Source organism: Saccharothrix carnea, assembly GCF_003014735.1.
Taxonomy (GTDB): domain Bacteria; phylum Actinomycetota; class Actinomycetes; order Mycobacteriales; family Pseudonocardiaceae; genus Actinosynnema; species Actinosynnema carneum.
Map to the genome: position 1 here is coordinate 160641 of NZ_PYAX01000014.1, position 25044 is coordinate 185684.

At 70.5% G+C, this 25044-nt stretch carries 20 protein-coding genes; 8 read left to right on the top strand and 12 right to left on the bottom strand.

Going from position 1 to position 25044, the window contains the following annotated elements; translation table 11 throughout:
• The 6 genes from B0I31_RS32400 to B0I31_RS32425 form a co-directional block, all read right to left on the bottom strand.
• On the bottom strand, window positions 1-3561 hold the full coding sequence (locus B0I31_RS32400; RefSeq protein WP_146174036.1) for an ATP-binding protein: 3561 nt from the start codon (window positions 3559-3561) through the stop codon (window positions 1-3).
• Between the two features lie 482 nt (window positions 3562-4043).
• Window positions 4044-5495, bottom strand: coding sequence for an aminotransferase class I/II-fold pyridoxal phosphate-dependent enzyme (locus B0I31_RS32405; RefSeq protein ID WP_181320613.1), 1452 nt, complete (start codon window positions 5493-5495; stop codon window positions 4044-4046).
• Window positions 5492-6046: an FAD-dependent monooxygenase gene (locus tag B0I31_RS43170; protein WP_106619225.1), complete on the bottom strand. Its 555-nt coding sequence runs from the start codon at window positions 6044-6046 to the stop codon at window positions 5492-5494. Before B0I31_RS43170 ends, B0I31_RS32405 begins: the two co-directional genes overlap by 4 nt.
• Window positions 6046-6303 (bottom strand): hypothetical protein, encoded by a 258-nt coding sequence (locus B0I31_RS40910; protein WP_181320615.1) that lies wholly within the window; start codon window positions 6301-6303, stop codon window positions 6046-6048. The genes B0I31_RS43170 and B0I31_RS40910 overlap by 1 nt, the downstream gene beginning before the upstream one ends.
• Before the next feature lie 268 nt (window positions 6304-6571).
• Complete coding sequence (locus tag B0I31_RS32420) at window positions 6572-6928, bottom strand: MerR family transcriptional regulator (RefSeq protein ID WP_106619201.1); 357 nt, start codon at window positions 6926-6928, stop codon at window positions 6572-6574.
• 1068 nt (window positions 6929-7996) lie between these two features.
• The gene (locus B0I31_RS32425) at window positions 7997-8317 is read right to left on the bottom strand and encodes an ATP-binding protein (RefSeq protein ID WP_106619202.1); all 321 of its coding nucleotides are present in this window, start codon (window positions 8315-8317) and stop codon (window positions 7997-7999) included.
• A 170-nt stretch (window positions 8318-8487) separates the two neighbouring features.
• Between B0I31_RS32425 and B0I31_RS32430 the strand changes: the two genes are divergently transcribed.
• Both B0I31_RS32430 and B0I31_RS32440 read left to right on the top strand, forming a co-directional pair.
• The gene (locus B0I31_RS32430; protein WP_106619203.1) at window positions 8488-8994 is read left to right on the top strand and encodes an ATP-binding protein; all 507 of its coding nucleotides are present in this window, start codon (window positions 8488-8490) and stop codon (window positions 8992-8994) included.
• A gap of 593 nt (window positions 8995-9587) precedes the next feature.
• Entirely contained in the window at window positions 9588-10019 is a 432-nt protein-coding gene (locus tag B0I31_RS32440; protein WP_181320617.1) for a DUF6892 domain-containing protein, read from the top strand.
• 265 nt (window positions 10020-10284) lie between these two features.
• On the opposite strand, the gene B0I31_RS32445 is transcribed toward B0I31_RS32440, so the two are convergent.
• From B0I31_RS32445 to B0I31_RS32465, 5 genes are read right to left on the bottom strand one after another with little or no spacing between them, the layout of a single operon-like run.
• Complete coding sequence (locus B0I31_RS32445) at window positions 10285-11931, bottom strand: family 20 glycosylhydrolase (RefSeq protein WP_106619206.1); 1647 nt, start codon at window positions 11929-11931, stop codon at window positions 10285-10287.
• Window positions 11928-12809, bottom strand: coding sequence for an ABC transporter ATP-binding protein (locus B0I31_RS32450; RefSeq protein ID WP_106619207.1), 882 nt, complete (start codon window positions 12807-12809; stop codon window positions 11928-11930). The genes B0I31_RS32445 and B0I31_RS32450 overlap by 4 nt, the downstream gene beginning before the upstream one ends.
• A complete protein-coding gene (locus B0I31_RS32455) occupies window positions 12806-14602 on the bottom strand; it encodes a dipeptide/oligopeptide/nickel ABC transporter permease/ATP-binding protein (protein WP_245950597.1) in 1797 nt (598 codons plus the stop codon). Before B0I31_RS32455 ends, B0I31_RS32450 begins: the two co-directional genes overlap by 4 nt.
• Complete coding sequence (locus B0I31_RS32460) at window positions 14599-15540, bottom strand: ABC transporter permease (RefSeq protein ID WP_106619208.1); 942 nt, start codon at window positions 15538-15540, stop codon at window positions 14599-14601. The genes B0I31_RS32455 and B0I31_RS32460 overlap by 4 nt, the downstream gene beginning before the upstream one ends.
• Window positions 15541-15579: 39 nt before the next feature.
• Complete coding sequence (locus B0I31_RS32465; protein WP_181320620.1) at window positions 15580-17118, bottom strand: ABC transporter substrate-binding protein; 1539 nt, start codon at window positions 17116-17118, stop codon at window positions 15580-15582.
• A 174-nt stretch (window positions 17119-17292) separates the two neighbouring features.
• Here B0I31_RS32465 and B0I31_RS32470 point away from each other — a divergent pair, with 174 nt between their 5' ends.
• From B0I31_RS32470 to B0I31_RS32485, 4 genes are all read left to right on the top strand, one after another.
• Window positions 17293-17949 (top strand): TetR/AcrR family transcriptional regulator, encoded by a 657-nt coding sequence (locus B0I31_RS32470; protein ID WP_106619209.1) that lies wholly within the window; start codon window positions 17293-17295, stop codon window positions 17947-17949.
• Between the two features lie 71 nt (window positions 17950-18020).
• Window positions 18021-20300, top strand: coding sequence for a glycoside hydrolase family 3 C-terminal domain-containing protein (locus tag B0I31_RS32475; protein WP_106619210.1), 2280 nt, complete (start codon window positions 18021-18023; stop codon window positions 20298-20300).
• A 29-nt stretch (window positions 20301-20329) separates the two neighbouring features.
• The gene (locus B0I31_RS32480) at window positions 20330-21502 is read left to right on the top strand and encodes a glycoside hydrolase family 1 protein (RefSeq protein ID WP_106619211.1); all 1173 of its coding nucleotides are present in this window, start codon (window positions 20330-20332) and stop codon (window positions 21500-21502) included.
• A 209-nt stretch (window positions 21503-21711) separates the two neighbouring features.
• Entirely contained in the window at window positions 21712-23022 is a 1311-nt protein-coding gene (locus B0I31_RS32485) for an alpha/beta hydrolase (protein WP_106619212.1), read from the top strand.
• 127 nt (window positions 23023-23149) lie between these two features.
• Here the strand turns inward: B0I31_RS32485 and B0I31_RS32490 are convergent, their stop codons facing one another.
• On the bottom strand, window positions 23150-23539 hold the full coding sequence (locus B0I31_RS32490; protein WP_106619228.1) for an HPF/RaiA family ribosome-associated protein: 390 nt from the start codon (window positions 23537-23539) through the stop codon (window positions 23150-23152).
• Between the two features lie 338 nt (window positions 23540-23877).
• Here B0I31_RS32490 and B0I31_RS32495 point away from each other — a divergent pair, with 338 nt between their 5' ends.
• Both B0I31_RS32495 and B0I31_RS32500 read left to right on the top strand, forming a co-directional pair.
• Window positions 23878-24150 (top strand): GlsB/YeaQ/YmgE family stress response membrane protein, encoded by a 273-nt coding sequence (locus tag B0I31_RS32495; RefSeq protein ID WP_106619213.1) that lies wholly within the window; start codon window positions 23878-23880, stop codon window positions 24148-24150.
• Between the two features lie 169 nt (window positions 24151-24319).
• The gene (locus B0I31_RS32500) at window positions 24320-24847 is read left to right on the top strand and encodes an ATP-binding protein (protein WP_106619214.1); all 528 of its coding nucleotides are present in this window, start codon (window positions 24320-24322) and stop codon (window positions 24845-24847) included.
• The last annotated feature ends 197 nt before the right edge of the window (window positions 24848-25044 follow it).

Here is a 25044-nt window from a genome sequence, read left to right on the forward strand (position 1 = left end):
TCATCTCCCCCGTACGTTGTCGAGCAGGCCACGCAGCGCGTGAACAGTGGAACGGATCTCGAGCAGGTACTTGGTCGGGCTGAACGGCTGGTCCAGCGCGGCCGGCATGAGCGTCGGGTCGTAGCCGACGGTGTCCACCTCGACCCCGTAGGGCAACGCGAGCATCCGCAGCGCGGCGGCGTGCTGCGCGGGTACGTAGATCGGGGTGGTGACGGCCAGGATGCGCTGGCCGGGGATCAGCTTGGCGAACTGCGTGGCGAACCAGGCGTAGGAGTCCGGGGTGTTGGCCCGCCGGTGCTCCGGGTCGCTGGACGGCGCGGCGGCCACGGCCACTCGGACGCCGCTCTCGGTCCGGTAGCGTCGCACGCCCCAGGTACCGCCCAGCAGTTCGGACTCCTCGCCCTCGACCGACTCGGGCTCGCCGAGCCGGAACGCGATCCGCGTGCCGCGGTCGAGCGCCTCGTATTCCTCGTTCAGGTCGGGGTGGCCGGCCTGCCGGGCGAGGTCGAACTCGTCGCCCTTGAAACCGCGGTGCCCGCCGAGGGCTACCAGCGACCGGGTGGCCACTGTGCCGTCGTCGATCAGCTTCGCGGCGTAGTGCGGGCGGTTGATGCAGGCCCGGAGCAACCCGCCGAGGATGACGACGTGGTCGTACTCCGCGTGCCGGGGCTTCTGGGCCTGCTGCATCCCGAGGGCGTGGGCGCAAGCCGGCACCAGGGCCTCTTGCGCCTGGGTGAGCACGAGTTCGGTGGCTTCGTTGCGCTCGCGCGGCCGGCCGGTCAACGGGTCGATCCGGGTGTCCCAGCGGTCGGTGAAGCCGTGGAACCAGGCCAGCCGGTCGGCCAGGTCCACGTCGTCCTCGGCGAGGTGCGTGGGATCGCCTTCGAAGGCCCGCACCAGCTCGGCGACCGGGGGTGAGACGAGCCAGGTCGTGATGTCCGCGACGATGTCGCCGGAGGAACCGACCTGGGGCACGGTCTCGAACTCGGTGCGCATAATGACCTTCCTGGTGAAGTCGGAGCCGTCCGGCGGCTCCGGCTGGGCGAACATGAGGTGCAGTTCCCGGTCCGCGAACTGCGACACGTCGTCGGGGACGACGTAATCCGCAGCGGTTCGCGCCGTACGGAGGGCGTGTCGGGCCAACGCGATCTTCGTGGACAGCAGCAGCGACTTCGCGGTGTCGGACGAGTCGAAGGCTCCCGCCACGGCGGCTCGGGTGCTGGTGGCCCGGAACGCGAGTTCGGCGGCGCGGCGGAGGTGCGCCACCTTCTTCTCCCGGGAGCCGGGCAGCAGGACCGCTCGGTAATAAGAGACGAGCGCCTCGCCGTGCACGCACGAGACGCACTCCTCCAGCTCCTCCGTCCCGTACCGGGAGACCCGCAGCTGGCCGACCCGTCGGTAGACCTGTTCGGCGGCGTCCAGGTGCGTCTCGGCGTTCGCCGGATCGTGCTGGGCAAGGACGACTTCCAGACCACCGAGGTTGAACTCGGCGCGGTCGACGTCCGGGGCGTCCTCGGGGTTCTTGTTGTCCTCGACGTAGAGTCGCCGACGCTCCTCGGCGCTGTGCCGCAACTTCCGCTCGGCCTCGCGCAGCAGTTCCAGCACCACCACCCGGTCGGTCTCCGCCCCCGCGCGACCGCGCTGGAGCACCCCGACCATCGCCTCGACCCGTGACGCGGCCAGCCGATCCGCCCAGGAGTCGCGACCCTCGACCAGATCGAGGGCAGCTGCCGCGGCGGCGAGACCCTCATCGAGAGCCTCACGCTTCGCTCGCCCCTCCAGCGTGCCGCTGAGGCGCAGCACGTAACGGGCCTTGCCACGCCAGGCGTCGGAGAGCCTCCTCCGCATGTCGTCGTCCGGTTCGCCATCGGCCAGCTCGATCATCTTCGAGTACCAGCCGGCTGCGGTCTTGGCGTCGTGCCGCTCCATCAACATGGCCAGGGAGTGCACGATCTGCACGTTGTCGGGCACGGGGTCGACCGCGTCGTACATCTCCTTCAGCGAGGTCCGGTCCGGTAATCGGCTGAGCAGGGCACGCACCGGTTCCGCGCCCAGCAGCGCGACGATGACCGCACCGTGCTCGGCCCGTTCCGCCGCGGTGTGCCGGCGGACCGCGGTACGGAACAGTCGGTGCATCAGGACGGTGTTCGCCCGCCGGTCCAGCGTGACGAGCCCCAAGGCGTCGAGTTGGAGGACGGCCTCCTCCACATCGGCGCACAACGCCTCGCCCAGCGCGCGCATCCCGACCGGCACCGGCGGCAACCACGCGATGGCGCGGGCGACGCGCCTGATCATCAGGTCCGGCTCCGCCTCGCTGACGGCGTGCCAGAATTGCTCCGGCGCGGTAGTCACATCGCCCGGAGACCTCCCGTCCCACCAATTCCTCTCGGTGGTGTCACCGAACCGCCTGCTGGCGTCGATCATCAGCGCCCGGCCGCCCAGGGCGGCACGGACCCTGTCGTCCACTTCGCTGTCGAACGCCGCGCGGACCTCGTCATCCGCCATCGGGCGCAGGGAGAAGAAGCTCTCGACGCGCGCCTTCCAGGCGGGGTTGGTGGTCGTGATCAACAGCAGCTGGCCCAGCGTGGCGTTCGGCACCGGCAGGCGACCGAGGTCGTCCGGGGAGCCGTCGGCGTTGTCCAGCACCACCACCCAGGGGCCCGGAGCGGTCTCCAGCCGGTGTCGGGCCGCCTCGGCGAACGGCACCAGGTCGACGCTGTCCAGCTGCCCGACTGCCGGACCACCCAGTTGCGCCAGCTCCGCTTCCGCGAGCGACGCGGTGAGCGCGGACCGGTCGGTGGCGTCGAGGAACCACCCGCACCCGTCGTCCGCCAGGCGGGCGAGCTCGTTGGCGAGCACGCTCTTGCCGACACCCGACGCACCGTGCACCGCGACCACGCCGCGCTGACCGCTCAACTCGGCCAGCGCGGCCCGCTGGTTGCCGTAGACGTGAGCCGAGGGCGCGGACCGCAGCTTCGGGTAGATCGTCGGGCGCGAGTTCTCATCGGGCGCGCCGAGCTCCGGGTGGGTGGACGCGTGCAGTGGGATCACGTCCACGAGCACGGCGAAGCCGTACAGGTCCCCCATGAGCTTGCGCTCGCCGGCGGCGCACGCGTCGATGTGGTGGGCGCCCTGCGGGCGATCCGGCGCGACCAGCGCCTGGGCTACGTCGACGACCACGCAGGCCGAGCCGTCGAGCCACGTCGGAGTGAGACCGCGGCGCTCGTAGACGTGCGGCTCGGCAGATCTGCGGGTGCGCACCCCCGGCTCGCGCGCGACCAGGTCCTTGGCGTCGCTCGCCAGGTCCACCATGACCATGGCGTGGTCCGCCTGCCCCTTCGTGCCCGAGCCCAGGATCACCAGGTAGGGCCGGAGGCCGGCGTCCTTGCACATCGCGGCGAAGACCAAGGCGACATCCAAGCACGTGCCGGAGTGCCGGTGCAGCACCCGTGCTTCGCGGATGCGCTGACCAGCCTCGGCGTGCCATTCCTCGAGGTTGTAGCGGAAACCCCGGGCCCTCAACCGCTCGTACAACGACTCCACCACTCGCTCAGCACCCACCACCGGGCTCACCGCGCTGGTACGGATGTCATAGGCACGATCGAGCTGAAGACCCAGGCCCGGCAACGTCGCCCGAGTCGCGTAGCGGGCCAACCCGGCGAACCCATCCCGGTCGGGAACCCAAGGACGCCACCGGTCATCGTCGATGCGCTGAGTCATACCCAGTCTCCGTTCCCAACAGTCCTCTTGCCCTGTGCAGGAACGTCGACGGGCTTGTACGCAGCGTTACAAACTAGACCGAACAGGTGACTTCTCGTAGTGTTGGTGTTAGGGCTTGGGTGCGACGCACGCCCTACATCGGCTCTCCGCAGGACCGGGCAGCCGTTACCGCACCTTGCTGACCGTTCGATACGTGCCCGTGTGGCTGGGGTCCGAGCGAGCGGCGTGGCGACCAGGGCTCGACTTCGTGACCTGCCGGCACCGATCCGAGGACGTCACGCATGGTGTTGCGGGCGGGCGGAGGGGTGTCCGGGGAGCGTTCGTCAGGGACGGTCCGGTGTGAGTTTGTGCAGGGCGGTGCAGAGGTTTTCCACCGCTTCGAGGACCTTGGCGGGCGGTGCGGCGGTGAAGCACAGCCGGTAGAAGCCTCCCGGGTCCTTTTGGTGCATCGTGGCGCCGGTGAGCAGTTTGACCTTGGCTTCGGCCAGGAGGTAGGCGGCCAGGTCCTGTTCCGGGTCGGTGGTGTCGGCGGAGCCGCCGAACAGGATGGCCTCCAGGCCGTCCGCCCGTGGAGCGTGGGGCAGGAAGTCGCGCAGGTCGAGCCAGAAGAACTGGGCGCTGTTGGTGCCTTGTGGGCGGTGGTACCTGATGCCGTGCTGGTTGAGGGTTTCGCAGATCGCGCGGAAGACGACCTGGAGGTTGGCGGAGTACTCGGTCATGAGGTCGTGCCACGCCGAGGTGTCCAGCGCGGCGATGGGGTCGACGTAGAAGTGCTTGAGCGAGTCGAACTGGCTGAACCAGGACAGCGCCCGCCGTTGTTCCAGCGGGTCGTCGGCGTCGGTCATGGCCTGCCGCACGTACGGTGACGGGGAGATGATGAAGCCCGCGCGGAAGCCGGAGAGCCCGAAGTCCTTGGCGAAGCCCCAGACGACGTGGACGCGGTCGCGGGCCCAGTGCCGCCAGGTCAGTTCCAGCGCGCTGACGAAGCGGTCGCTGGTGTGGGGCAGCTGGGAGTGCCGGTAGATCTCGTCGGAGATGATGTGCATCTCCGGTGTCTTGGCAAGTGCCCAGTCGTAGATCGCATCGAGCAGGTCGGGGTCGTAGTTGCCGCCCAGGGGGTTGTGGGGGTTGGTGAGCACCAGCAGCCGCGGCGGCTGCTCGCCGCAGTCCTGGTAGGCCTTCTCCAGGTCGTCCACCGTCAGCTCGAAGGTGTCCGCGCCCGGCTTGTAGGTGGGTACCGGAACGCAGTGCAGGCCGGGCACTTCCTCGAACGACCAGTTGAAGCCCTGCCAGTACGGTGCGGGGATGAGCACGTTGCTGCCGCGGGGCACGGGGCTGGTGTCCGCGCCGCGCGGTGCGGGCACCGCGTTGTCCCGTGTCGGGGTTTGCAAAGCCAGGGCGATGATCTCCAGTGCGGCGGCCACCCCGGCGGTCGGGTAGACGTCCTCGGGGTCGACGGGTGCGCCGAAGGACGCCGAGAGCTGGACGGCCATCGCGGCGGTCAGCTGCTGGGTGTCCTGCGGTGAGACGTAACGGGTCGACCGCTGCGGCAGCGGGTGCGGGAGGGCGCTGAAGACGCGTTCCTGGAGCAGCGGGTAGAGCAGGGCGTTCTCCGCGATGGACAGGTCGGTGATCACCTCGGACCGGCCGTGGCGCCGCAGCAGTTCGCGGAACGCGATCCCGCGCTGCTCCTCGTCGGGGATGCGCCCGAGGCGGGCCAGGTCATCCGGGTCCAGCGCCTGCAACGGTGACGTCGAGTCGAGTTGGCGCGTCATGGCCGTCCTCCGCTTCGTGGGCGTGGCTGCACCCGAAGCCAAGTGCGGCCCGGCCGCCAAGGGCAACCACATTCACCCTCCCCGGTGGCGGGCATCCATCGCCCAGGTGAGACGACGGCGTGGAGATCGAGGAACGGTGCTGGTCGGACGAATACGCACGCCAACAGTTCTGTCGGCGGAGCCGGTCCACCGCCGGGTCGGGCTGGGTGACGCCGCCGGGGAGAACCGGTTCGGGTGGTCAGGATCGGCCACGCCCGTCCGGTCGTCCGTCGCGCGGCACCGCGCACCCTGTCGGAGCGGTGGCCGGGTACGCGCCGGTGATGCCGGCTGCGGGGGTTCACGACCTGCGCGTCACCCACGTGGACTGCCCGCCGACCCCGCCACGGCGTTGGTCGCACCGGCACCGTCCAGGCCGGCGCACTCGGAGTGCGCGACCTACGCCGCGTATCACTCCAACGTGTGAGGCCGTGGTGGACCAGGGCTGGCTTCCACGCCAGGTTGTAGACGTCCTGGATTCCGGTGCTGGCTCCGAAGGCGCCGGCGGGGGGCATCACGTGTGCCGCGTCGCCGGCGGGATCCAGCGCGTTCCGGCGTCGTCGTCAGTCGACTCGAGGCGGCCAAGGACGCCGAACTGCTCGTGCTGCGCCACGAGATCGCGGTCCTCCGCCACCAACTCGCGGGCCCGGTCCGCTACGAGCCCGCGGGGCGGCATCGGCGCATCCAAGGTGAACTGGCCCGACTCGGCTATCACATCGCCCTGGCGGTCTGGCAGATCCTGCATGATGCGGGCATCGACCTGGTACCACACCGCCGCGGCCCGACCTGGCGCCAGAGGTCAATCGCTGTGCGCAGCCAGGGACCGGTCACCACGGAGCAGGTGTTCGAGTGCATGCACGCGACCTGCGCGAATGCCTACTCCTCCACGTCCGGGCCAGCCCAGTCGCATACCGCGCGGTGTTCCGGTGGCTGGCGCCGGCGGAGGGATTCGGGACGTCGGGAGGGCAACCGGCGCGATTCGCCGGTCGCCCTGCCGGAGCGTTGCTCGATCGACAGTCGACGCCCCGGCCCTGCCTGCCTCACACGCCACGCAGTGGCGGGTAGTCCTGTCGCGGTGGTGGTGAGAGCTTCTCGTTGAACTCGCGTGCTTCCCGGAGCTGGTCCTCCAGGGTGACGATGCGGCACGCGGCGTCCAGTCCGGTGCCCTGGTCGACGAGTTCCCGGACGCGGGCGGCGATGCGCAACTGGTGGCGGGAGTAGCGGCGGTGCCCGCCCGGGGAACGTTGGGGCTGGATCAGCTTCGCCTCGTCCAGCCTGCGCAGGAAACCCGGCGTGGTGCCGAGCATCTCGGCGGCGCCGCCCATCGTGTAAGCGGGGTAGTGGTCGTCGTCAAACTTGTCAGCCGCCGGTTGCGGCTCGTCCGTCTCTGGGGTCATCGCACCTCCGCGCGCGAAGAGGGGCCCGGCACCATCTCGGCGCCGGGCCCCTGGGTTACGGGTTCACTTCCACCAACCGGTCCTGGGACCGGTTTGTCATGTCCACGCCATCCGTACGAACTCCGGACGACGCGGGGATCGCATGTACGTGACCGGAAACCACCATCCAATCGATCTGGAGTGCGGTACCCGCCCGGACGACTTCACTCCGAGGCAGGCGATCCGATGGCGTGCAACCCTTCCCTTCTCTGTCGATCCGTACCTTGCCTGCACTGCTTCGGCGGTCGGCACCGGGCTCTTCGAACACTCCGGCTCACCTCACCCACCGCCTGCGGCCACCGTGCCGGAACCCCTTCCACTGATCGGCTCCAGCGCGCCTGACCGACGCTGCTTCCACTGCTGACCGTCGGCCCGGGGTCGTGCGAACTGCTGTCGAGCGTATTGCGGTTGTGCTCCCGGTACTACTTGTGCCGACTGTCCTTGGCTTCGCCCGCAGAACCTTCTACCACTGGTTCCGGCCGGCGAGGCCGTACTGCTCCCAACTCGCGGGTAGTTCATCCTCTCCCGCGCCGATAGGACGTTCTCTTCTGTTCGACGAGGAGAACACTACACACCCCGACGTGCGCATGTCTACTCCAGCGACGACAGATTTCCTCGACCAGGTGACTCATGTGTGCTCACCTGCGGCGATGCGCGACCCGCCGGCCGGCCGCCGACCACCCGAACCGGGACAGCACGGGGGCCGGGGGCTCCTGCCGGTCAACCAGCTCGCCGACCTCGTCCGAGCCGGGCCGTGGTGAACATCGCCAGGCGAAGGACGGCGGCCACATCGCGGCCGTGCGCGGACCCTCTGGTCGACCGGGTGGAGCGCATCCCCGTGGCAGACCGCCGGTCCGGGGAACTCGACATGACCTACAAGGCCTTCCGGAACGACTACCAGGCCTCGTTACCGGACCGTCCAGCCACAAGACCAAAGCCTCGGGGCTCGCATGCCACTGCACCTGCCCGCGTGCCCGACAAGGTCAAGGCGAAGCTCGACACATCCGGCCGCGGTGTTCGCGCGGCGGGTCAGGCCAGTCGGACCTCGGCCCAGACGGTTTTCCGGTCGTCGTCACGCCGATGTCCCCAGTTGACCGACAGCCGGTTGACCATGAGCAGACCGCGGCCGTGCTCGGGTGCGTCCAACCTGCCCAGGACCGGCAGCAGGCTCGGGCTGCCGTCGCCCACCTCGATCCGCACCAGACCGCGGTCGGCCAACCGGTACATCCGCAACCGCCGCGGTGCCCGGGCGTGCCGGTAGGCGTTGCCGACCAGCTGCGCGGCGACGACCTGGACGTCCACGAGCCGATCGCCACCGACACCGACCCCCGCATCGGCGACCAGTCCCATCAGGGCTGCGGTGGATGGGCGGCTGTCGGAAAGCTCGAGATCGACGCTCTTTCGCGGAAGATCGACAGTGTCCACTGCACGCCCTCAATGCCTGTGGCCTCACAAGGCACAGATACGGCATCGTATACCCGCTGGTCATCACTGCGGCGATAGGTGCCTCGGGGGTTGGTGTGGAGATCGGGGTCTTCGGGTACGTCGAGGCCATGGGTGCGGTCGAGCGGGTCGGCTCCAGGGCGCAGGACGACGGACGTGGGGGTGACCGCGGCCGGCTCGCGTTGAGCATGGACCTGCCGGCGTCGCGAATGCCGTCGCACGAGTTGCGGCAGTGGGTCCGGGCGGCGTTGTACCGGGAAGATCCGGACTGCGCGGAGAAGGTCTGGCTGGCACTCGCGGAACTGGCGGCCAACGCCCACGACCACGGACGGTCCCCGGTCCAGGTCAGGGTCTGGAGGTCGACGGCCCCGCCGGCGGTGCGGGTCGAGGTCGAGGACGCGTGCCGCGAGGTGCCCGTCCCGGGGGCCTCGCGGAGGGACGGGACGCGCGGCTCCGGCCTGGTCCTGGTCGACGCCTTGGCGCGCCGATGGGGAGTCGACGTCCACGCGACGGGCAAGACCGTGTGGGCCGAGTGGTCCGCCGTGCAGCCGGAGCCGGACCCGGCGCGGTGGGCTGCGCCCTGACACCCCGTTGGTCCAGCACCGACTGGTCCACCATCCGGCCTCCGGGAAGCAGGCCGGGCCGAGGAATTGGCCGGGCACACGCCCGAGACCGAGGAGCACGGCATCCGCTCGGTCACCTACCGCGCCGACCGCCCCTTCCACCCCGCACGCCTCGCCGCCGCGCGGGGGCCGGGGCGGGAGGCGTCGAGCGGGCGGACGGGCGCCGGTCGGGTTCGTGCGACTCAGGGGCGCCGGTCGGGTAAGCCGTGGCCGCCGTGTGGTGTCCGGGACGGTGGACGCTTCGACGTACAGCAGGGCCACGATCACCCTGACACGCTCTCAACACGGTGAAACCCGCGCTCCACCAGGGATGATGACTTTCGAGCGGTACAACCCATCAGCCACGGCAAAATTCGACCAGACCACCGGCGCGTAGCGAACGGTCCCACAGACTCGCGCGGGCTCGTAGCGGACCGGACCCGCGAGTTGCCGGCAGAGGCAGCGGTCAGCTCGACATGTCCGCTGGGGGGGCGCGCGTCGGTGTGCACGATTCCGTCGATCGGAAGGCGGTGCTGACTGCCCGGATTGTCGGGGCGGTCTGGTAGATAGTGGGCATGTTCCGCGACTTCAACTTCAAGCTGCTCGTCATCGACAAGCTCATGTACCAGGACAAGGTGATCCAGCCCCGTTTCCGGATCGCCGACGTCCTCCACGCCAAGGGCGCCACCGGCGACCTCTGGAAGTACCTGTACGAACAGAACCTGCTGTACACCGTCCTCGAGGAAGCCCGCCGGTACTTCACCGACTTGGAGATCACCCCCGACCAACTGGCCACTGTGGAGGAGCTGACCGCTGACGGCGGCCTGGAGATCTACCACCAGTGCGCGCCGTTCTGGGACGGAGAAGACGACCTCTTCGACGTCACCTCACTGGACGACCTCGCCCTGCTGCCCAACCTCCGCGTGATTCACGGTGGCGACGAGGCCATGATGGCCGCCCCCGGTGCCGAGGACACCCTCAAGGCCCGCGGCATCGCCGTCGGATGAGCAGCCGCGTCCATTCTGGACCTCGCGAAGGTGACGATGGTGAAACTCCCGCGCGGTGTCGATCCAGTCGGTGCTCATCCCGTCTGCCAGCGGACCGCGGCAGCTGTCGACGACGCGCCGGTAGGCCTCGATCCGCTGGTGGTCGGTGGCGGTGGTCAGGGCGCGGCGCAGGCGACTGGGGCTGGTGTTCATCGCGTTGGTGGTCCGCTCCGGCGGGCTGGGACGCCGCCGTGCAAGGACTGTCCGGAGTGCACAGCCGCAGCCGTCAGTGATGCCACCGACCAAGGGCATCGGCTTGATCGTGGCTGCCCTGTTCCACTGCGCGGGCGTTCGCGACGGCCGCGCGGTAGGCGGCGTGGAATCCCAGGGCGCTCCACGCGCCGGCATGTGGGGCGAGGCGTGAAGTGTGGTCAGGCCAGTCCGTAACCTGCCGCGTCCAGGCCTTCTCCGCCGCTCCCGCGAGGCGCGGGAGGAGCAGGAACGCGAGGTCGTCGAACGAGTCGACCGTTTCGCACCAGATCGCCGCCTCGACGCCGGCGATCCGGGCGCCGGCAGCCGCGAGTTCAGGCAGGGTGCTCGGGTGCCAGGCGAACGCCTGCTCAGGGCTGCGCGCCACGTAGTCCCCGTGTCCCACGCGCCTCCTCCTCTGCTCAGCGCCCTCGTCGGCCGCAACGTCCGCGTAGGGGCGGTCGAGGTACAGCATCGTGTTGGAGGACACCAGTACCGGAACGCCTGCTGCGGCTGCGGTCGGCACGTCTTGCGGAGCGAGGGCGAACAGCCCGGCGGCGTCGTCGATCACGGGGTGCAGCGCGGCCGGGGCCCGCGCCTTCAGCTGTTCCACGTCGAAGGGGTTGTCGGGGCCGATCCAGTACTGCAGCACGTCGTCACCGTCCAGGCAGTCCGCCCGGGAGGCTTCCTGCCAGGCGACGACGCGCTTGCCGCGGGAGCGGAGCAGTGCGTGCGCGTCCCGGACGAACCGTCGGTACGCCTGCACCGGCATGCCGAACGGCTCGTCGGCCCCCAGGTGCACGAACGGTCCCGGTGCCAGGTCGACGAGTTCGTGGAGCACGTCGCGGGTGAAGGCGACCGCCTCGGGGACGTCGGGGTCGAGGTAGCGCACGTACGGGTGTGCCGGTTCCGTGCCGCCGGCGAGTTCCGGGTAGGCGGCGAACGCCGCGATCACGTGGCCGGGCACGTCGAACTCGGGGACCACCGTGACGTAGCGCTCCGCCGCGTACGCGATGATCCGGTCGAGGTCCGCCCGTGAGTAGAAGTCCGCGGTCGCGGTGGGGTGGGTGCCGGTGAGCCGGGGACGGCCGGTGACCTCCACCCGCCACGCCTGCGAGTCGGTGAGGTGCAGGTGCAGGACGTCGAGCTTGTACCAGGCGAGGAGGTCGACGACGCGGTAGACCTCCTCGGGCGGGAAGAAGTGGCGCGCGACGTCGAGCGAGAGGCCGCGCCACGCGTAGGCGGGTCCGTCCTCGATCGTGACGCCGGGGACGGTCAGGACGGGGTCGACGAGTTGGAGCAGGGTGGTGAGGCCGCGGAAGGCGGCTTCGTCACCTGCGGCCTCGACGAGCACGCCCTCGGGGCGGACCGTCAGCCGGTACCGCTCATCGGCGGGGGCCGCGCGGGGGTCGACCCCCTCCGGTCCCGGCAGGTGCGCCAGTCCCAGTGCCTCTGGATCGTCCACGACGACCACGACATCGGCTCGCGATTCCCCGTGTGGGACCACCCGGACGTCGAAACCGTGCAGCCGTCGTGCCCAGGTCGCGAACCAGTCGGTCACGCCTTGGGCGAGGCCGCGCGGCACGGCCACGGTGACCGTTCCCGTGTGCCCGAGCGTGACGGGTGTCGCCCCGGTCGCCTCGACGTGTGACGGGAGTGGCACGAGTGGGAGGTCCGGTGTCATGCGTTCTCCTCCGCCCGCCGCTGGTCCAGCGCGGCTCGCCGGGTCCGCTGTACCGCGGGGTCGGCGACGGGGGCGGACAGCAGCAGTCGCTGGGTGTAGGGGTGCCGGGGCGCTGTGGTGACCTGTCCGGCGTCCCCCGACTCGACGATGTGACCGCGGTGGATGACGTTGACCCGGTGGCTCATGTAGCGCACCACGGACAGGTCGTGGGAGATGAACAGGTATGCGACCCCTGTCTGCTCCTGGATCTCCAGCAGGAGGTCCAGGACCGTGCGCTGGGTGGTGAGGTCGAGCGCGGAGACCGGTTCGTCGCACACGATCAGCTTGGGGCCGATGGCGAGCGCCCGGGCGATGGCAATGCGTTGGCGCTGCCCGCCGGAGAACTCACGGGGAAGCCGCTGGGCCGCGTCGGCGGGGAGGGCGACGCGGTCGAGGAGTTCCAGGACCCTGCGCCGAGCCTCCTGCCCCGGGATGCCTTGCGCGTGCAGCGGTTCGGCGAGCGTGTCGCCGACCGGGATGGACGGGTTCAGGGAGGCGAACGGGTCCTGGAAGATGACCTGCAGGTCGCGGCTGAGCCGGCGACGCCGTCGGTTGGTGACGTGCTCGATGCGCTCGCCGAGGAACTCCACCGTCCCGTCGTGCACCGGGGCGAGGCCGAGGACGGCCCGTCCGATCGTCGTCTTGCCGGAGCCGGATTCGCCCACCAGACCCACGGTCTCGCCGGGGCGGATGTCGAGCGACACGCCGTGCAGGACCTCCACGCGCGGAGTGCGCCACCCCTTGCCCGGGAAGGACACCTGCAGGTCGCGGACGTCGAGCACCCGCGGTCCGGGTGGCGTCACCGAGGTGGTCGGCGGCTCGGGTGACACGCTGCTCATGCCGGGACCTCCGTGCCGTCGTCGGTTCGGGGCGCGACCCAGGCGGGTCTGGCGGGCGCGTCGTCGAGCACGGCGTCGATCAGGGTTCGGGTGTACGGGTGACCCGGGTGCGCGAGGACCTGCTCGGTGCTGCCGGTTTCGACGATGCGACCGGCGTTCATGACCGCGACGCGGTCGCAGAGGTCCGCGACGACACCGAGGTTGTGCGTCACCAGCAGCACGCCCAGGCCGCGCTCGGCTTGCAGGCGGCGGAGCAGTTCCAGCACCTCGGCCTGCACGGTGACGTCGAGGGCGGTGGTCGGCTCGTCGGCGATCAGGAGTCTGGGGTCGCAGCTCATCGCCCCGGCGATGAGCACCCGTTGCGCCATGCCCCCGGAGATCTGGTGCGGATAGGCGTGGAAGACCCGTCTGGGGTCGACGATCTCCACTTGGCGCAGCAACTCCAGCGCACGCTCGGCCGCGGCCTTGCGTGAGAGCCGCAGCCGCAGCCGCATCGGTTCCACGAGCTGGCTGCCGATGGTGAAGGCCGGGTCGAGGTTGGTCATGGGCTCCTGCGGCACGTAGGCGACCACATCACCCCTCAGCGCGCGATACCCCTTCTCGGAGAGCCCGACCACTTCCGTGCCGGCGAGGAGGATGCTCCCCCGCGAGACACGACCGCCCTCGGGCAGGATGCCCAGCACCGAGAACGCCGTCTGCGACTTGCCGGAGCCGGACTGGCCGACCAGACCGACGACCTCGCCCTCGGCGACGTCGAGGTCCACTCCGTGCACCACGTCGACGGCCGACGCGCCGGCGCCGTAGGACACGGCGAGGTCGCGCACGGACAGCAACGACGCCCGCGGCCTGTCGTCGTCCGGCGTGGCGGGGGTGACGACGCGGGCACGGCGGGCTGCCCGCAGCTTCGGGGGCTTGGCGTCCCCGTCCTCCAGGACGTCGCGGAGCGCGCTCGCCAGTAGCACGAGCGCTGCACTGGTGATGCCGAGCGCCAGGCCCGGCCACGCCATGAACATCGGGCTGCGCTGGACGTTCTGGAACGCCTCGTTGAGCATGGCGCCCCAGGTCGGCAGGTCACCGCTGCCGATGCCCAGGAACTCCAGCCCGGCCTGCAGGCTGATGGCGATGCCCGCGACCAGGGCGGTCTGGATGATGATCGGCGCCCGGACCACTACCAGCACGTGCCGGGCGATGATCCGGCGGTCGCGCAACCCGGACACGCGCGCGGCGTCGACGTACAGCTCACCGCGCACGTTGGCGACGATGCCGCGCACGAGCCGGAAGAAGCTCGGCGCGACGAGCACGCCGAGGACGACCATGAGCACCCACATGGTCGGGCCGAGGATGGCCCGCGACGCCAGCAGCACGACCATGGCGGGCAGGGCCATGACGAAGTTGCCCACCCAGTTCGCCAGCGCGTCGAACCACTTGCCGTAGTAGCCCGCGACCAGGCCGCCGGGCACCCCGATGGACAGCGCGACCGCGAGGGCGATGAGCGCGCCTCCGAGGGTGTTGCGGCCACCGTGGAGCAGCCGGGACCACACGTCGCGCCCCGCGGAGTCGAACCCCAGCGGGTGCCCCGGCTCCGCCGCGGCGAACGCCTTGCTCAGCTCCGCCGCGTCGGGATCGCCGGTGGACAGCAGCGGCGCCAGCAGCACCGCGCCACCGATCAGCACGAGGACCAGCGCGGAGATCACGGCCTGCGGGTTGCGCAGGAACCGCCGGGCCCGGTTGGCGCGGCGGGGCGCCGCCGCGCCGGCCCGCGGGTGGTCGTCGGACATGAGCGCCTCGCTCATGCGGCCCTCGCCTTCGGGTTGAGCCAGCCGACGAGCAGGTCGACGACCAGGTTGATCACGACGACGCAGACGACCGTGGTCATGACCAGGCCCATGATGATCGGGGTGTCGCCGCGCGTGGTGTAGGTGACGGTCATGGAGCCGATCCCCGGCAGCCCGAAGATCTGCTCGACCAGCACCGCGCCCCCGAGCAGGCCCACGAACTGCATGCCGAGCACGGTGAGCGCCGGCGCCGAGGCGTTGCGCAGCACGTGGCGGAACAGCACCCGCCGGGGCGGCAGGCCCCGTGCCCGCAGCGTGCGGACGTAATCCTGGCGCAGCACGTCGATGACCGAACCTCGCACCTGCTGCGAGACGCCGGCCACGGCCGCCACGGACAACGACAGGATCGGCAGGGTGACCGTGGACAGCCACCCCGGGACCGATGTCGTCAGCGGGATGTACCCGATCGCCGGGAACCACCGCAGCTGCACGGCGAAGACCAGCACGATGACGAGCGTGACCAGGAAGCCGGGCAACGCGTACCCGACGACGCCGAGCACCTGCACGAGCCGGTCGACGGCCCCGCGACGCACGCCCGCCCACACCCCGAGGAGGAGGGCGAGCAGCGCGGTGACGAGCGTGACGCCGAGCATCAGGCTCAGTGTTACCGGCAGCCGGTGCCCGATGGCCGTCAGCACGTCCTCGCTGGTGAACCACGACGTCCCCAGGTCACCGGTGAGCGCGTCCCCCAGCCACCGCGCGTAACGGGCGAGGACCGGCTGGTCGAGGCCCAGCTCGGCGTTCTTGGCGTCCACGGCCTCCTGCGACGCGGATTGCCCCAGCAGCTGCCGCGCCACGTCGAGAGTCGGGATCGACAACAACACGAACGAGACGAACGAGACGACGAAGAGGAGGAAGATGCCAGCGGCCAGGCGGCGGGCAGCGAATCTCGACATGGTGAACGGCCTCCTGCGGGACCCGGGTCGCCCTCGGCCTCAGACAGCCGGCCGGTAGTTGTAGAGGGATGGCACCGCCATGCCCGACTGGGGCGCCGCCGTGACGCCGCTGTCGGTCACGAGGGCGTAGGTCATCCGGTAGAACGGGACGAACCAGGCGTTCTCCACGAGGTTCCGGTTGAGGGCCCGCAGATCGTCCCGCGCCTCCTCGGTCGAGGAGGTCTGGATCTTCGGCACCAGCGCCCGCACCGTCTCGTCGGTGTAGCCGAAGAGGTTGAACGTGCCCGGCAGCACGAGGTCCTTGACGACCAACCAGTCGCTGGCCTGCTGCCCGAGGTTCATCACGAAACCGGAGAACTCGCGGTTCTGGAAGACACGCCGCAGCGCGTCGCCCTGGTCGACATCCACCCACGTGAGGGTGATCCCGACATCGGCGAGGTCGGACTTGAGCGAGGAGGCGATGGCTTCGGTGACGATGGAGGTCATGCGCGGCATCTTCAGCTCGAAGCCGTCCGCGTGGCCGGCCTCCGCCAGGAGCCGCTTGGCCTTCTCCGGGTCGTGGGCGTAGTGCGAGTCGAGGGCTTCGTCGTAGCCGAGGGAGTCGGTGCCGAAGATCTGGCTGGTGACCACGCCCTTGCCCCGGCGGATCTGCTCCAGCATCGTCTTGCGGTCGATCGCGTGGTTGAGCGCCTGTCGCACCTTCACGTCGGCGAGTTCGGCTGTGACCACACCGGCGCGGTCGAACAGCAGGATGCCCTGGAAGTCGAAGTCGATCGGGGTCGTCGTCAGCCCGGGGGCGCCTTCCAGGGCCGCCTGCTGGTTGGCGTCCTGGACGACGGCGGTGTCGATCTGGCCGGTCTTCAGCCCGTTGACGATGGCCGTCTCGTTGTCGAACACCGTCATGGTGACGCCGTCGAACGGCAGGCGCTCGCCCCAGTAGCCGTCGGCGCGCCGGTAGACCCACTTCGTCCCGACCGTGGTCTGGGAAGCGTCCAGTTCGTACGGTCCCGTGCCGTCGGGCGCGGTCTTCAGCTTCTCGGCATCGGCGAACGCCGCGGGGTTCGCGATGAGGCCGGCGGCGTCGGACAGGTAGTAGAGGTAGGCCGGGTCCGGCGCGCCCAGGTGCAGCACGACGTGGGTCGCGTCGACCACCTCCACCTGTTCCAAACCGGACAGCCACTTGGCGTTGGCCCCGCTGCTCGCTTTGAAGCGCTCCAGGTTCGCCTTGACCGCCGTGCCGTCGAACTGTGTGCCGTCGTCGAACTCGACGTCACCGCGCAGCGTCAGCGACAGCTTCGTCCGGCCCGCGTCCCAGGTCCACTCGGTGGCCAGCATCGGGCGGTAGGCGCCGTCGGCCTCGCGCTTGAGCAGGGAGTCGTAGGTGGCCTGGAAGAAGGGCAGTGCGCCGCCGACCGCGGTCACCGGGTCGAGGCTCTGGGGGAAGGTCATCGTGGCGATGTCGAGGATCGGATCGCTCTGCCCGGTCGTCCCGCCCCCGGCTCCGGTGCACCCCGCCAAGACGAGGGCGGCTACCACGACACCCGCCGAACCGGCGGTCGGGAACCTGCGGATCCTCATGGGTCACTCCTGTTCTGAGCAGCCGGGCTTCCTTGCCCGCAAACCGATCCCGCATAACTAACCATGTGGTAAGTTCTGCCGGGCGACATGGTAGGCACACCACCACGCAAGATGTCCAGCACGCTTTCGCATCACCGGCGCCGCCGACCGGGACCCGACCCACGAGGAGACACGATGACGAGCCCGGACCTCGACCACGTCGCCGACGACCCGCCTCCCCCCGCCCGCCGGTACACCAAGGGCGACCGCACCAAGGAGCGGATCGTCGAAGCTGCCGCGGACCTGTTCTCGAAATCCGGCTACCTCGCCGTGTCCCAGCGGGACATCGCCGCCCAGGCGGAGATCACCCACGCGGGCCTGCTGCACCACTTCCCGGGCGGCAAGGACGAATTGCTCATGCAGGTGCTCGAACGACGCGACGCCGACGACGCCGTCGTCCTGTTCGACGAGCACCTCGATGCCTGGGGCCACCTCGACCAGACGGTCCGCATCGTCGAGCGCAACGCCCGCACGCCGGGGCTGGTCGCGTTGTACGCCAAGCTCTCCAATGAGGCCAGCGACGTCAACCACCCCGCCCACACCTACTTCCGCCGCCGCTACGAGATCCTGCGGGAGCACTTCGCGACGGTCCTCGGTGAACTGGTGGACCGGCACGGCGATCGGTCCGCCCTCGACCCCGACACGGTGGCGCAGCAACTCATCGCGCTCCTCGACGGGCTGCAGACGCAATGGCTGCTCGCCCCGGAGACGATCGACATGCGCGCCCGCCTGGTCGACTTCCTCGCCCTGCTCGGGGTGGACACGACCGGCTGGCGCACCGACTCGGCCTGAGGCGCACCGGCTGCGGCGCACTCGGGCGCTGCGGACGGCCAACCCACCCATCCACGAGGGAGACCGCACCCATGCCCGACCAGATCGACCGCACCTTGCCGATCGAGCTGAAGGCGTCGCTGACCTCGGGCAGCGACACCTGGCACTCGACGGGAGCGCCGGGCGTCGTGCGCCCGTTCCTGCTCGCCGACGGGCCGCACGGGGTGCGCCGCCAGCGCGAGGGCGGTGACGCGCTCGGCATCGGCAACAGCGTGCCGGCCACGTGCTTCCCGCCCGCGGTGGCGCTCGGGTCCACGTGGGACCCCGCGCTGGTGCGCCGCGTCGGCGAGGCACTCGCCGAAGAGGCGGCCGCCCTGGAAGTGGACGTGCTCCTCGGTCCGGGGATGAACCTCAAGCGCTCACCGCTCGGTGGGCGCAACTTCGAGTACTTCTCCGAGGACCCGCACCTCACCGGTCGGCTCGCCGCCGCCTACGTCGAGGGCATCCAGGCCGGTGGTGTCGGCGCGTGCGTCAAGCACTTCGCGGTGAACAACCAGGAGACCGACCGCATGCGGGTCTCCGCCGAGGTCGACCAGCGGGCCCTGCACGAGGTCTACCTCCGCGCTTTCGAGCACGTCGTGCGTACCGCCCGCCCCGCCATGGTGATGAGCGCCTACAACCGGATCAACGGCGTCCCCGCGAGCGAGGATCCCTGGCTGCTCACCCGGGTGCTGCGCGAGGAGTGGGGCTTCGACGGGGTCGTCGTGTCCGACTGGGGCGCCGTCGACGACCGGGTCGCCGCCCTGCGCGCCGGCCTGGACCTGGAGATGCCGCCGACCGGCACCGACGACGAGGTCGTGGCCGCCGTCGAACGGGGCGAGCTGGCCGAGTCCGCGCTCGACGCCGTGGTGGAGCGCCTGCGCCGCCTCGAAGCGAGGCTCGGCGGGGCGAAGGAGCCCGTCTCCGAGCAGGAACTGGCGGCGATCCGCGACCGCAACACCGACCTGGCCCGGGAGGCCGCCGCACGATCGGCGGTGCTGCTGGCCAACGACGGCGTGCTGCCGCTGGACCGCTCGTCGCGGACCTCGGTCGCGGTGATCGGCGAGTTCGCCCGCACACCCCGCTTCCAGGGCGGAGGTTCATCCCGCATCGTGCCGACCGGGGTGAGCTCGGCCCTGGACGCGCTCACCGCGCGGTTGGGCACCGACGTCGTCCGGTTCGCGCCGGGGTACGCCGTGGACGGCTCCGGCGACGAGGCGCTGGCACGGGCCGCGGTCGAGGCCGCCGGCGCCGCCCGGGTCGCGGTGGTCTTCCTCGGACTACCCGAGCACGCCGAGTCCGAGGGCTTCGACCGCACGACGATCGACCTGCCCGCCGACCAGGTCGGTCTGCTGGAACAGGTCGCCGCCGTCGCGCCCCGCGTGGTCGTGGTGCTGTCCAACGGCGGCGTCGTGTCGGTGGCCCGGTGGCAGCACCACGCCAACGCGATCCTGGAGGGCTGGCTGCTCGGCCAGGCGGGCGGCGAGGCGACCGCGGACCTCCTCCTCGGCGACCGCGCGCCCTCGGGCAAGCTCGCCGAGACCATCCCCCTGCGGCTCGCGGACCACCCCTCCTACCCCACCTTCCCCGGCGTCGACGGGGTCTCCGTGTACGGGGAGAGCGTCCACGTGGGGTACCGGCACTTCGACGCGGCGGACCGGCCGGTCGCCTTCCCGTTCGGGCACGGCCTGACCTACACCCGGTTCGAGTACTCCGACCTGCGGGTGGTCGAACAGGCCGAGAACACGTGGGAGGTCGCGTTCTCGGTGACGAACACCGGTGACCGCGACGGCCGGGAGGTCGCTCAGCTCTACGTCGGCCCGGCCGAGGGACAGCAGCCGACCCGGCCCCGCGCGGAACTGCGCGGCTTCGCCGCGCTAGACCTGCGACCCGGCGAGACGGCCACCGTCACGCTGCCGCTCACCGCCGCCGAACTGCAGACGTGGGACGCGCGCGGGCAGCGCTGGACCGTGCTCCCCGGTGACTACGCCGTGCGCGTGGGAGCCTCCTCGCGCGACGTACGGCTGCGCGCCACGGTGCACAGCGACGGCGACCGCGTGCTGGCGCCGCTCACAGCGCAGTCCACGATCGCCGAGTGGCAGGCCGACCCCGCGGGGCAGCAGGTGCTCGCCGCGCTCCTCGGCCGGGTGTCCCTGGCCGGTCGGGCGTCGTCGGTCGCCCCCGAGCTGGTGCGGATGTTCCTGTCCATCCCGCTCGACAAGCTGCGCTCCTTCGGCCTCGGCGTCACCGCCGCGACCGTGGCCGACCTGGTCGCCCAAGCGCAGGCCCGCCAGGAGGAACTCATCGCCGCCGGCACCTACCGACGCCCGTGACACCCTCGCGACCGCAGCCAGGAGACACCATGACGACCACCTTCCCCGACGGCTTCCTGTGGGGGGCCGCCACCTCCGCGCACCAGGTCGAGGGCAACAACACCAGCAGCGACCTGTGGGCCGTCGAGAACGCGCCGGACCCGATCGTGCCGGAGCGCAGCGGAGACGCCTGCGACAGCTACCACCGGTGGCCCGAGGACCTCGACGTCGTCCGCGACCTCGGCCTCAACTCCTACCGGTTCAGCATCGAGTGGGCGCGCGTCGAACCCACGCCCGGCCGCACCTCGCGGGCACAACTCGCCCACTACCGCCGGATGATCGAGGGCTGCTTCGAGCGCGGCCTGACACCCGTGGTGACGCTGCACCACTTCACCACCCCGGCGTGGTTCCGCGCGGCGGGCGGGTGGACCGCGGAGGGCGGTGTCTCCCGGTTCCGCGACTACGTCCGGTCGCTGCTGCCGATCCTCGACGGCGTCGAGTGGGTGTGCACCATCAACGAACCGAACATGCTCGCGATGATCAGCGCCATGCTCAAGCGCGGTGAGCGGCACGAGAACGTGGCCGGCGCCATGCCCCCACCGGACCAGGACGTCGCCGACGCGCTGATCGGCGCACACCGCGCCGCACGCGAGGAGCTCGCCGGGCTGCCGGGAGTGCGCTCCGGTTGGACGGTGGCGAACCAGAACTTCCAGGCCGCGGCAGGCGCCGAAGAGCAGACCGCGCAGTGGTCCCACTCCCGCGAGGACCAGTTCCTCGACGTCGCCGAGGACGACGACTTCATCGGCGTGCAGGCCTACACCCGAGTGGTCATCGGACTTGATGGCCCGCAGGACCCGGAGAGCGCGCGCAAGACGCTCACCGGCTGGGAGTTCTACCCCGAGGCGTTGGAAGGCGCCGTCCGCCACACCGCACGGCGGGTCGGCACCGCCGTGCCGATCCTGGTCACCGAGAACGGGATCGCGACGGCCGACGACGCCGAGCGGGTCGAGTACACCCGCACCGCCCTGACCGGGCTGGCACGCGCCATGGCAGACGGCATCGACGTGCGGGGTTACCTGCACTGGTCGCTGCTGGACAACTACGAGTGGGGTTCGTGGACCCCGACCTTCGGCCTGGTGTCCGTGGACCGCGAGACCTTCACCCGCACGATCAAGCCCAGCGCGCGCTGGTACGGCGAAGTCGCCCGCTCCGGACGGCTCTGAACGGCCCCGGTGTGGAACGACCACATCACGGCCGCACCGGCCGGTGACGCGGGTGCCGCCGCTGTCACTGGACAGCTACGCCGCCTGCGGATCCCCGCTGTGCGCCGACAGCGCGGGCGGCACCGACGTCGTGCTGCGGCTCGGTGCGACCGCAGGTACAAAGTCAGGGATCGCGCATTGCGTCGCACCACGCCTGTGAGGAGCCCTTCATGACCTCGCCCGCAGATCCCGGCGACCAGGCGGACCCGCCCGCGCGGACTGCGGCTCTCGACACGCGGACGAGCACCGGTGTCATGACCGTGTGGGTGCGGCGAGCGCTCTTCCTCCTGCTGGGGCTGGTGGTGGCCGTCGTGTTCCTCGTCGTCGTCAGCACCTTCCTCCCAGCTCCGGTGAACGTCGTCGGTGCCACTCTCTCGTCGTTCTCGGCGCACCTCGCCATCTCCTCCCTCCTCCTGGTCGCGGCGGTCGGGTGGCTGTGGTGGCGACGACGGACCTGGGCACGAGGTGCGCTGGTCCTCCTGGCCGTCCTGTCGCTGGCGGGCGTCACCGTGATCGGCGGGAGGCAGTTGGCCATGGCCGACCGCGAAAAGGCAGACCTCGACGTGGGAGCGCTGCTGGAGCTCTCGCACGGGAGCGCCTCACCCGACGAGAACGTCGACTACCTCCGCTTCGAGGGGCAAGCGCTGTCGCTGTCGGTGTGGCGGCAGGCCGACGGCGACGGAGCCGGCGCACCGGTCATCGTCATGGTGCACGGCGGGGGCTTCATCTCGAGCTCCCGGCTGGAGGGCACGCCGCCCGCGCACGCGCGCTGGTTCGCCGAGCACGGGTACCTCGTCATCAGCGCCGATTACACCCTCTCCACCGACCAGCGCCATCTGTGGGACGTCACCGAGCAGCAGATCGGCTGCGCGTTGGCGTGGACCGGGGCCAACGCACGCCGGTACGGGGGCGACACCACGCGGTTGATGCTGGTCGGCGACTCCGCCGGCGGCAACCTGGCGCTCCGGGCCGCCTACAAGGGCAACGCCGGTCAGCTCCGTTCCAGCTGCGGCGGCACCCCACCTCGGGTCGCCGCAGTCAGCGCCCTCTACCCGGTCAGCGACATGGCGCAGCTCTACGCCAACGAACCATCCAGGATCTTCGCCGAGCGGTATGTCGGAGGGAGTCCTGATCAGTACCCCGAGCGGTACGCGGCCACCACGCCGGCGAACCACATCACCCCTCAGGCGCCCCCGACCCTTCTCACCATGGGGACCTCCGACTACATCGTGCCGCCCGACGGCACCCGCCGGCTGTACGACCGGCTTCACCGCGGCGACGTCCCCTGCGACCTGGTCGAAGTCCCCTATGGTCAGCACGTCTTCGACGCCGCGCCCGGCGCGGTGGGCACCCAGGTGTGGCGTCAGGCCACGCTGCGCTGGTTCGCGGATCACGCGCCGGCTGGGAGCCCGCCGGCACCACGCGGTCCCGGAACCGGCGCGGCGGCGTACGGGCTGACACCCGCCGTCTCCGTGGGGTGACTTGCGAACACAGCCGCACGGTGTGCCGCCCGACAACTCCGTCCGCCAGGAAGACCGACCTTCGTCCCGGTGATGCCGTCCGACCGGAGGTTCGGCCGATGAGGCCCACAGCCCCAGGTGGTCTTGATCAGCCCTGGGGGTCGTCCTCGATCACGCCGACCCGCTCCGGGTCTTCCGGGGCGGGCATGTGTCGGATGCTGTCGCTGCCCTTGTGGTCATGGGCGCGGGTGTACCGGGAATCCAACACCCTTCCCAACTTGTGCGCCGCCCCGGCGTACGCGTCGTCCACGGTGGTCGCGTGGTGGGTGACCGCGACCGGCTGTTTGCCCCCCGGCCGCGCCTCGATGACGCACTTCTTGTCTTCCGGCTTGCCGCCCGCGTCCTCACTGAGGTGCACTTCCACCCGGGTCAACCATCCGCTGAACCTGGACAGGCTGCTCTCCAGGTCGGTGGTCACATAGGTGGCCAGTCGTTCGCCACCGTGGATGTTGTGGTCGGTATTGACCTGGATCTGCATGAGCACCTTCCGGAGCGGGACAGCGATGGTCCTGGTCAGTACCACGGGAGCGGCCGGCTCAAACGCGGCGCCGTTCAGCGTGATTCGCCGGTGGTGGAACGCATTCGCGGACCTCACCACACCCGACCGGCAGGTGCTTCGCGGAGTCCACCGTTTCATCACCGCGCACGCCCACGCATCCGGTACGACGTCCGGGGGGGGTGCGCCGGTGCCGACGCGGTCGACCCAGCACAGCATCACCGTGACAGGTGTGAAGTCCGTGCGATGTGGGCAACCGGTCCCCGTAACGATCACGCCGCGTCGCGGGAGTCGGCGTGGCACGAGGACAAGGAAGCACTGTGGGCATCCTGGGTTGGATCGTTCTGGGCCTCATCGCGGGCGCCATCGCCAAGGCCGTCATGCCCGGCAAGGACCCGGGCGGCATCATCGTCACCATGCTGCTCGGCATCGTCGGCGCGATCATCGGCGGCTTCATCGGCCGAGCCATCTTCGGCTCGGACATCGGCAGCTTCTTCGACCTGAGCACCTGGCTGCTCGCCATCCTCGGCTCGGTCGTCGTGCTCGCCGTCTACCACTTCGCCACCAGCCGGGGTCACCGCGCCCACGGCTGACACACCACCGCAGCGCACGGGCCCGCCGGTCACCACCGGCGGGCCCGACGCTTGTGCCCGACAACGCACGTTCGGCATCTGTCCGGTCCACGACCGGGTGCACCTGATCTTCCTGAGCCGAATGGCTTAACGGTGCATGAGCCGATCAGCTTCGGGGCAACCCGATCTCGTGACCGACGCCCATGCCGACCCTGACCACCCCCGACGCCGGCCTTTCCCGGACATCGACACCACGACCGGATCGCGTGAGGCGAAGACGGTCACGCAGGACGAGCGCGGCGCCGACGGCCACGCCGAAGAGGGGCGTGTCGCCGACCAGGCGGAGTTCGAGGTCTCCCTGCCGTGCGACAACCTCGCCGCCGTGCGCCGGCGCATCGGTGACGCGCTACACCCTCACGACGACGACTTCGTCCACGACGTGCAGCTGGTGGCGACGGAACTGGCCTCCAACGCCTGCGACCACGCCGACGACCCCCGGTACCTGCTGCTGCGCCGCGAGATCCACCCCGACCGCGGACCCGAACTCGTCGTCGAGGCCCACGACGCGACCCCGGACCGCACCCCCGTCGTCGGGTTTTCCAGCATCAGCCCCCACCGCGGCAACGGCATGAAGATAGTCCAAACGATCTGCAACGACTGGGGTGTGCGCCACGAAGACGCCGGCAAGGTCGTCTGGGGCCGCATCCCGATGCCTTGATCAGGACACCCCGCGCATCGGTCGAGGCGGCGTGGTGGTGTGCGAGGTGCGTGACGCGGGCCGGATCGCGAGCCCGGATTACTCCTGTGCGCCGACCACCCCTAAGGGCTGTCACGTAACTCGGTGACGGGTCGTCTGGACGGATCGGGGATCATGATCGGGTGCAGGTGATCTCGGCGTCCCGGTCGGAGTGGATC

Excerpts from the sequence above, each read along its gene's own strand:
- B0I31_RS32405 (WP_181320613.1), bottom strand. The coding sequence starts at position 5,495 with ATGACGCGCCAACTCGACTCGACGTCACCGTTGCAGGCGCTGGACCCG.
- B0I31_RS43170 (WP_106619225.1), bottom strand. The coding sequence starts at position 6,046 with ATGCCCCCCGCCGGCGCCTTCGGAGCCAGCACCGGAATCCAGGACGTC.
- B0I31_RS32420 (WP_106619201.1), bottom strand. The coding sequence starts at position 6,928 with ATGACCCCAGAGACGGACGAGCCGCAACCGGCGGCTGACAAGTTTGAC.
- B0I31_RS32425 (WP_106619202.1), bottom strand. The coding sequence starts at position 8,317 with ATGGGACTGGTCGCCGATGCGGGGGTCGGTGTCGGTGGCGATCGGCTC.
- B0I31_RS32440 (WP_181320617.1), top strand. The coding sequence starts at position 9,588 with ATGTTCCGCGACTTCAACTTCAAGCTGCTCGTCATCGACAAGCTCATG.
- B0I31_RS32445 (WP_106619206.1), bottom strand. The coding sequence starts at position 11,931 with ATGACACCGGACCTCCCACTCGTGCCACTCCCGTCACACGTCGAGGCG.
- B0I31_RS32450 (WP_106619207.1), bottom strand. The coding sequence starts at position 12,809 with ATGAGCAGCGTGTCACCCGAGCCGCCGACCACCTCGGTGACGCCACCC.
- B0I31_RS32455 (WP_245950597.1), bottom strand. The coding sequence starts at position 14,602 with ATGAGCGAGGCGCTCATGTCCGACGACCACCCGCGGGCCGGCGCGGCG.
- B0I31_RS32460 (WP_106619208.1), bottom strand. The coding sequence starts at position 15,540 with ATGTCGAGATTCGCTGCCCGCCGCCTGGCCGCTGGCATCTTCCTCCTC.
- B0I31_RS32465 (WP_181320620.1), bottom strand. The coding sequence starts at position 17,118 with ATGAGGATCCGCAGGTTCCCGACCGCCGGTTCGGCGGGTGTCGTGGTA.
- B0I31_RS32470 (WP_106619209.1), top strand. The coding sequence starts at position 17,293 with ATGACGAGCCCGGACCTCGACCACGTCGCCGACGACCCGCCTCCCCCC.
- B0I31_RS32475 (WP_106619210.1), top strand. The coding sequence starts at position 18,021 with ATGCCCGACCAGATCGACCGCACCTTGCCGATCGAGCTGAAGGCGTCG.
- B0I31_RS32480 (WP_106619211.1), top strand. The coding sequence starts at position 20,330 with ATGACGACCACCTTCCCCGACGGCTTCCTGTGGGGGGCCGCCACCTCC.
- B0I31_RS32485 (WP_106619212.1), top strand. The coding sequence starts at position 21,712 with ATGACCTCGCCCGCAGATCCCGGCGACCAGGCGGACCCGCCCGCGCGG.
- B0I31_RS32490 (WP_106619228.1), bottom strand. The coding sequence starts at position 23,539 with ATGCAGATCCAGGTCAATACCGACCACAACATCCACGGTGGCGAACGA.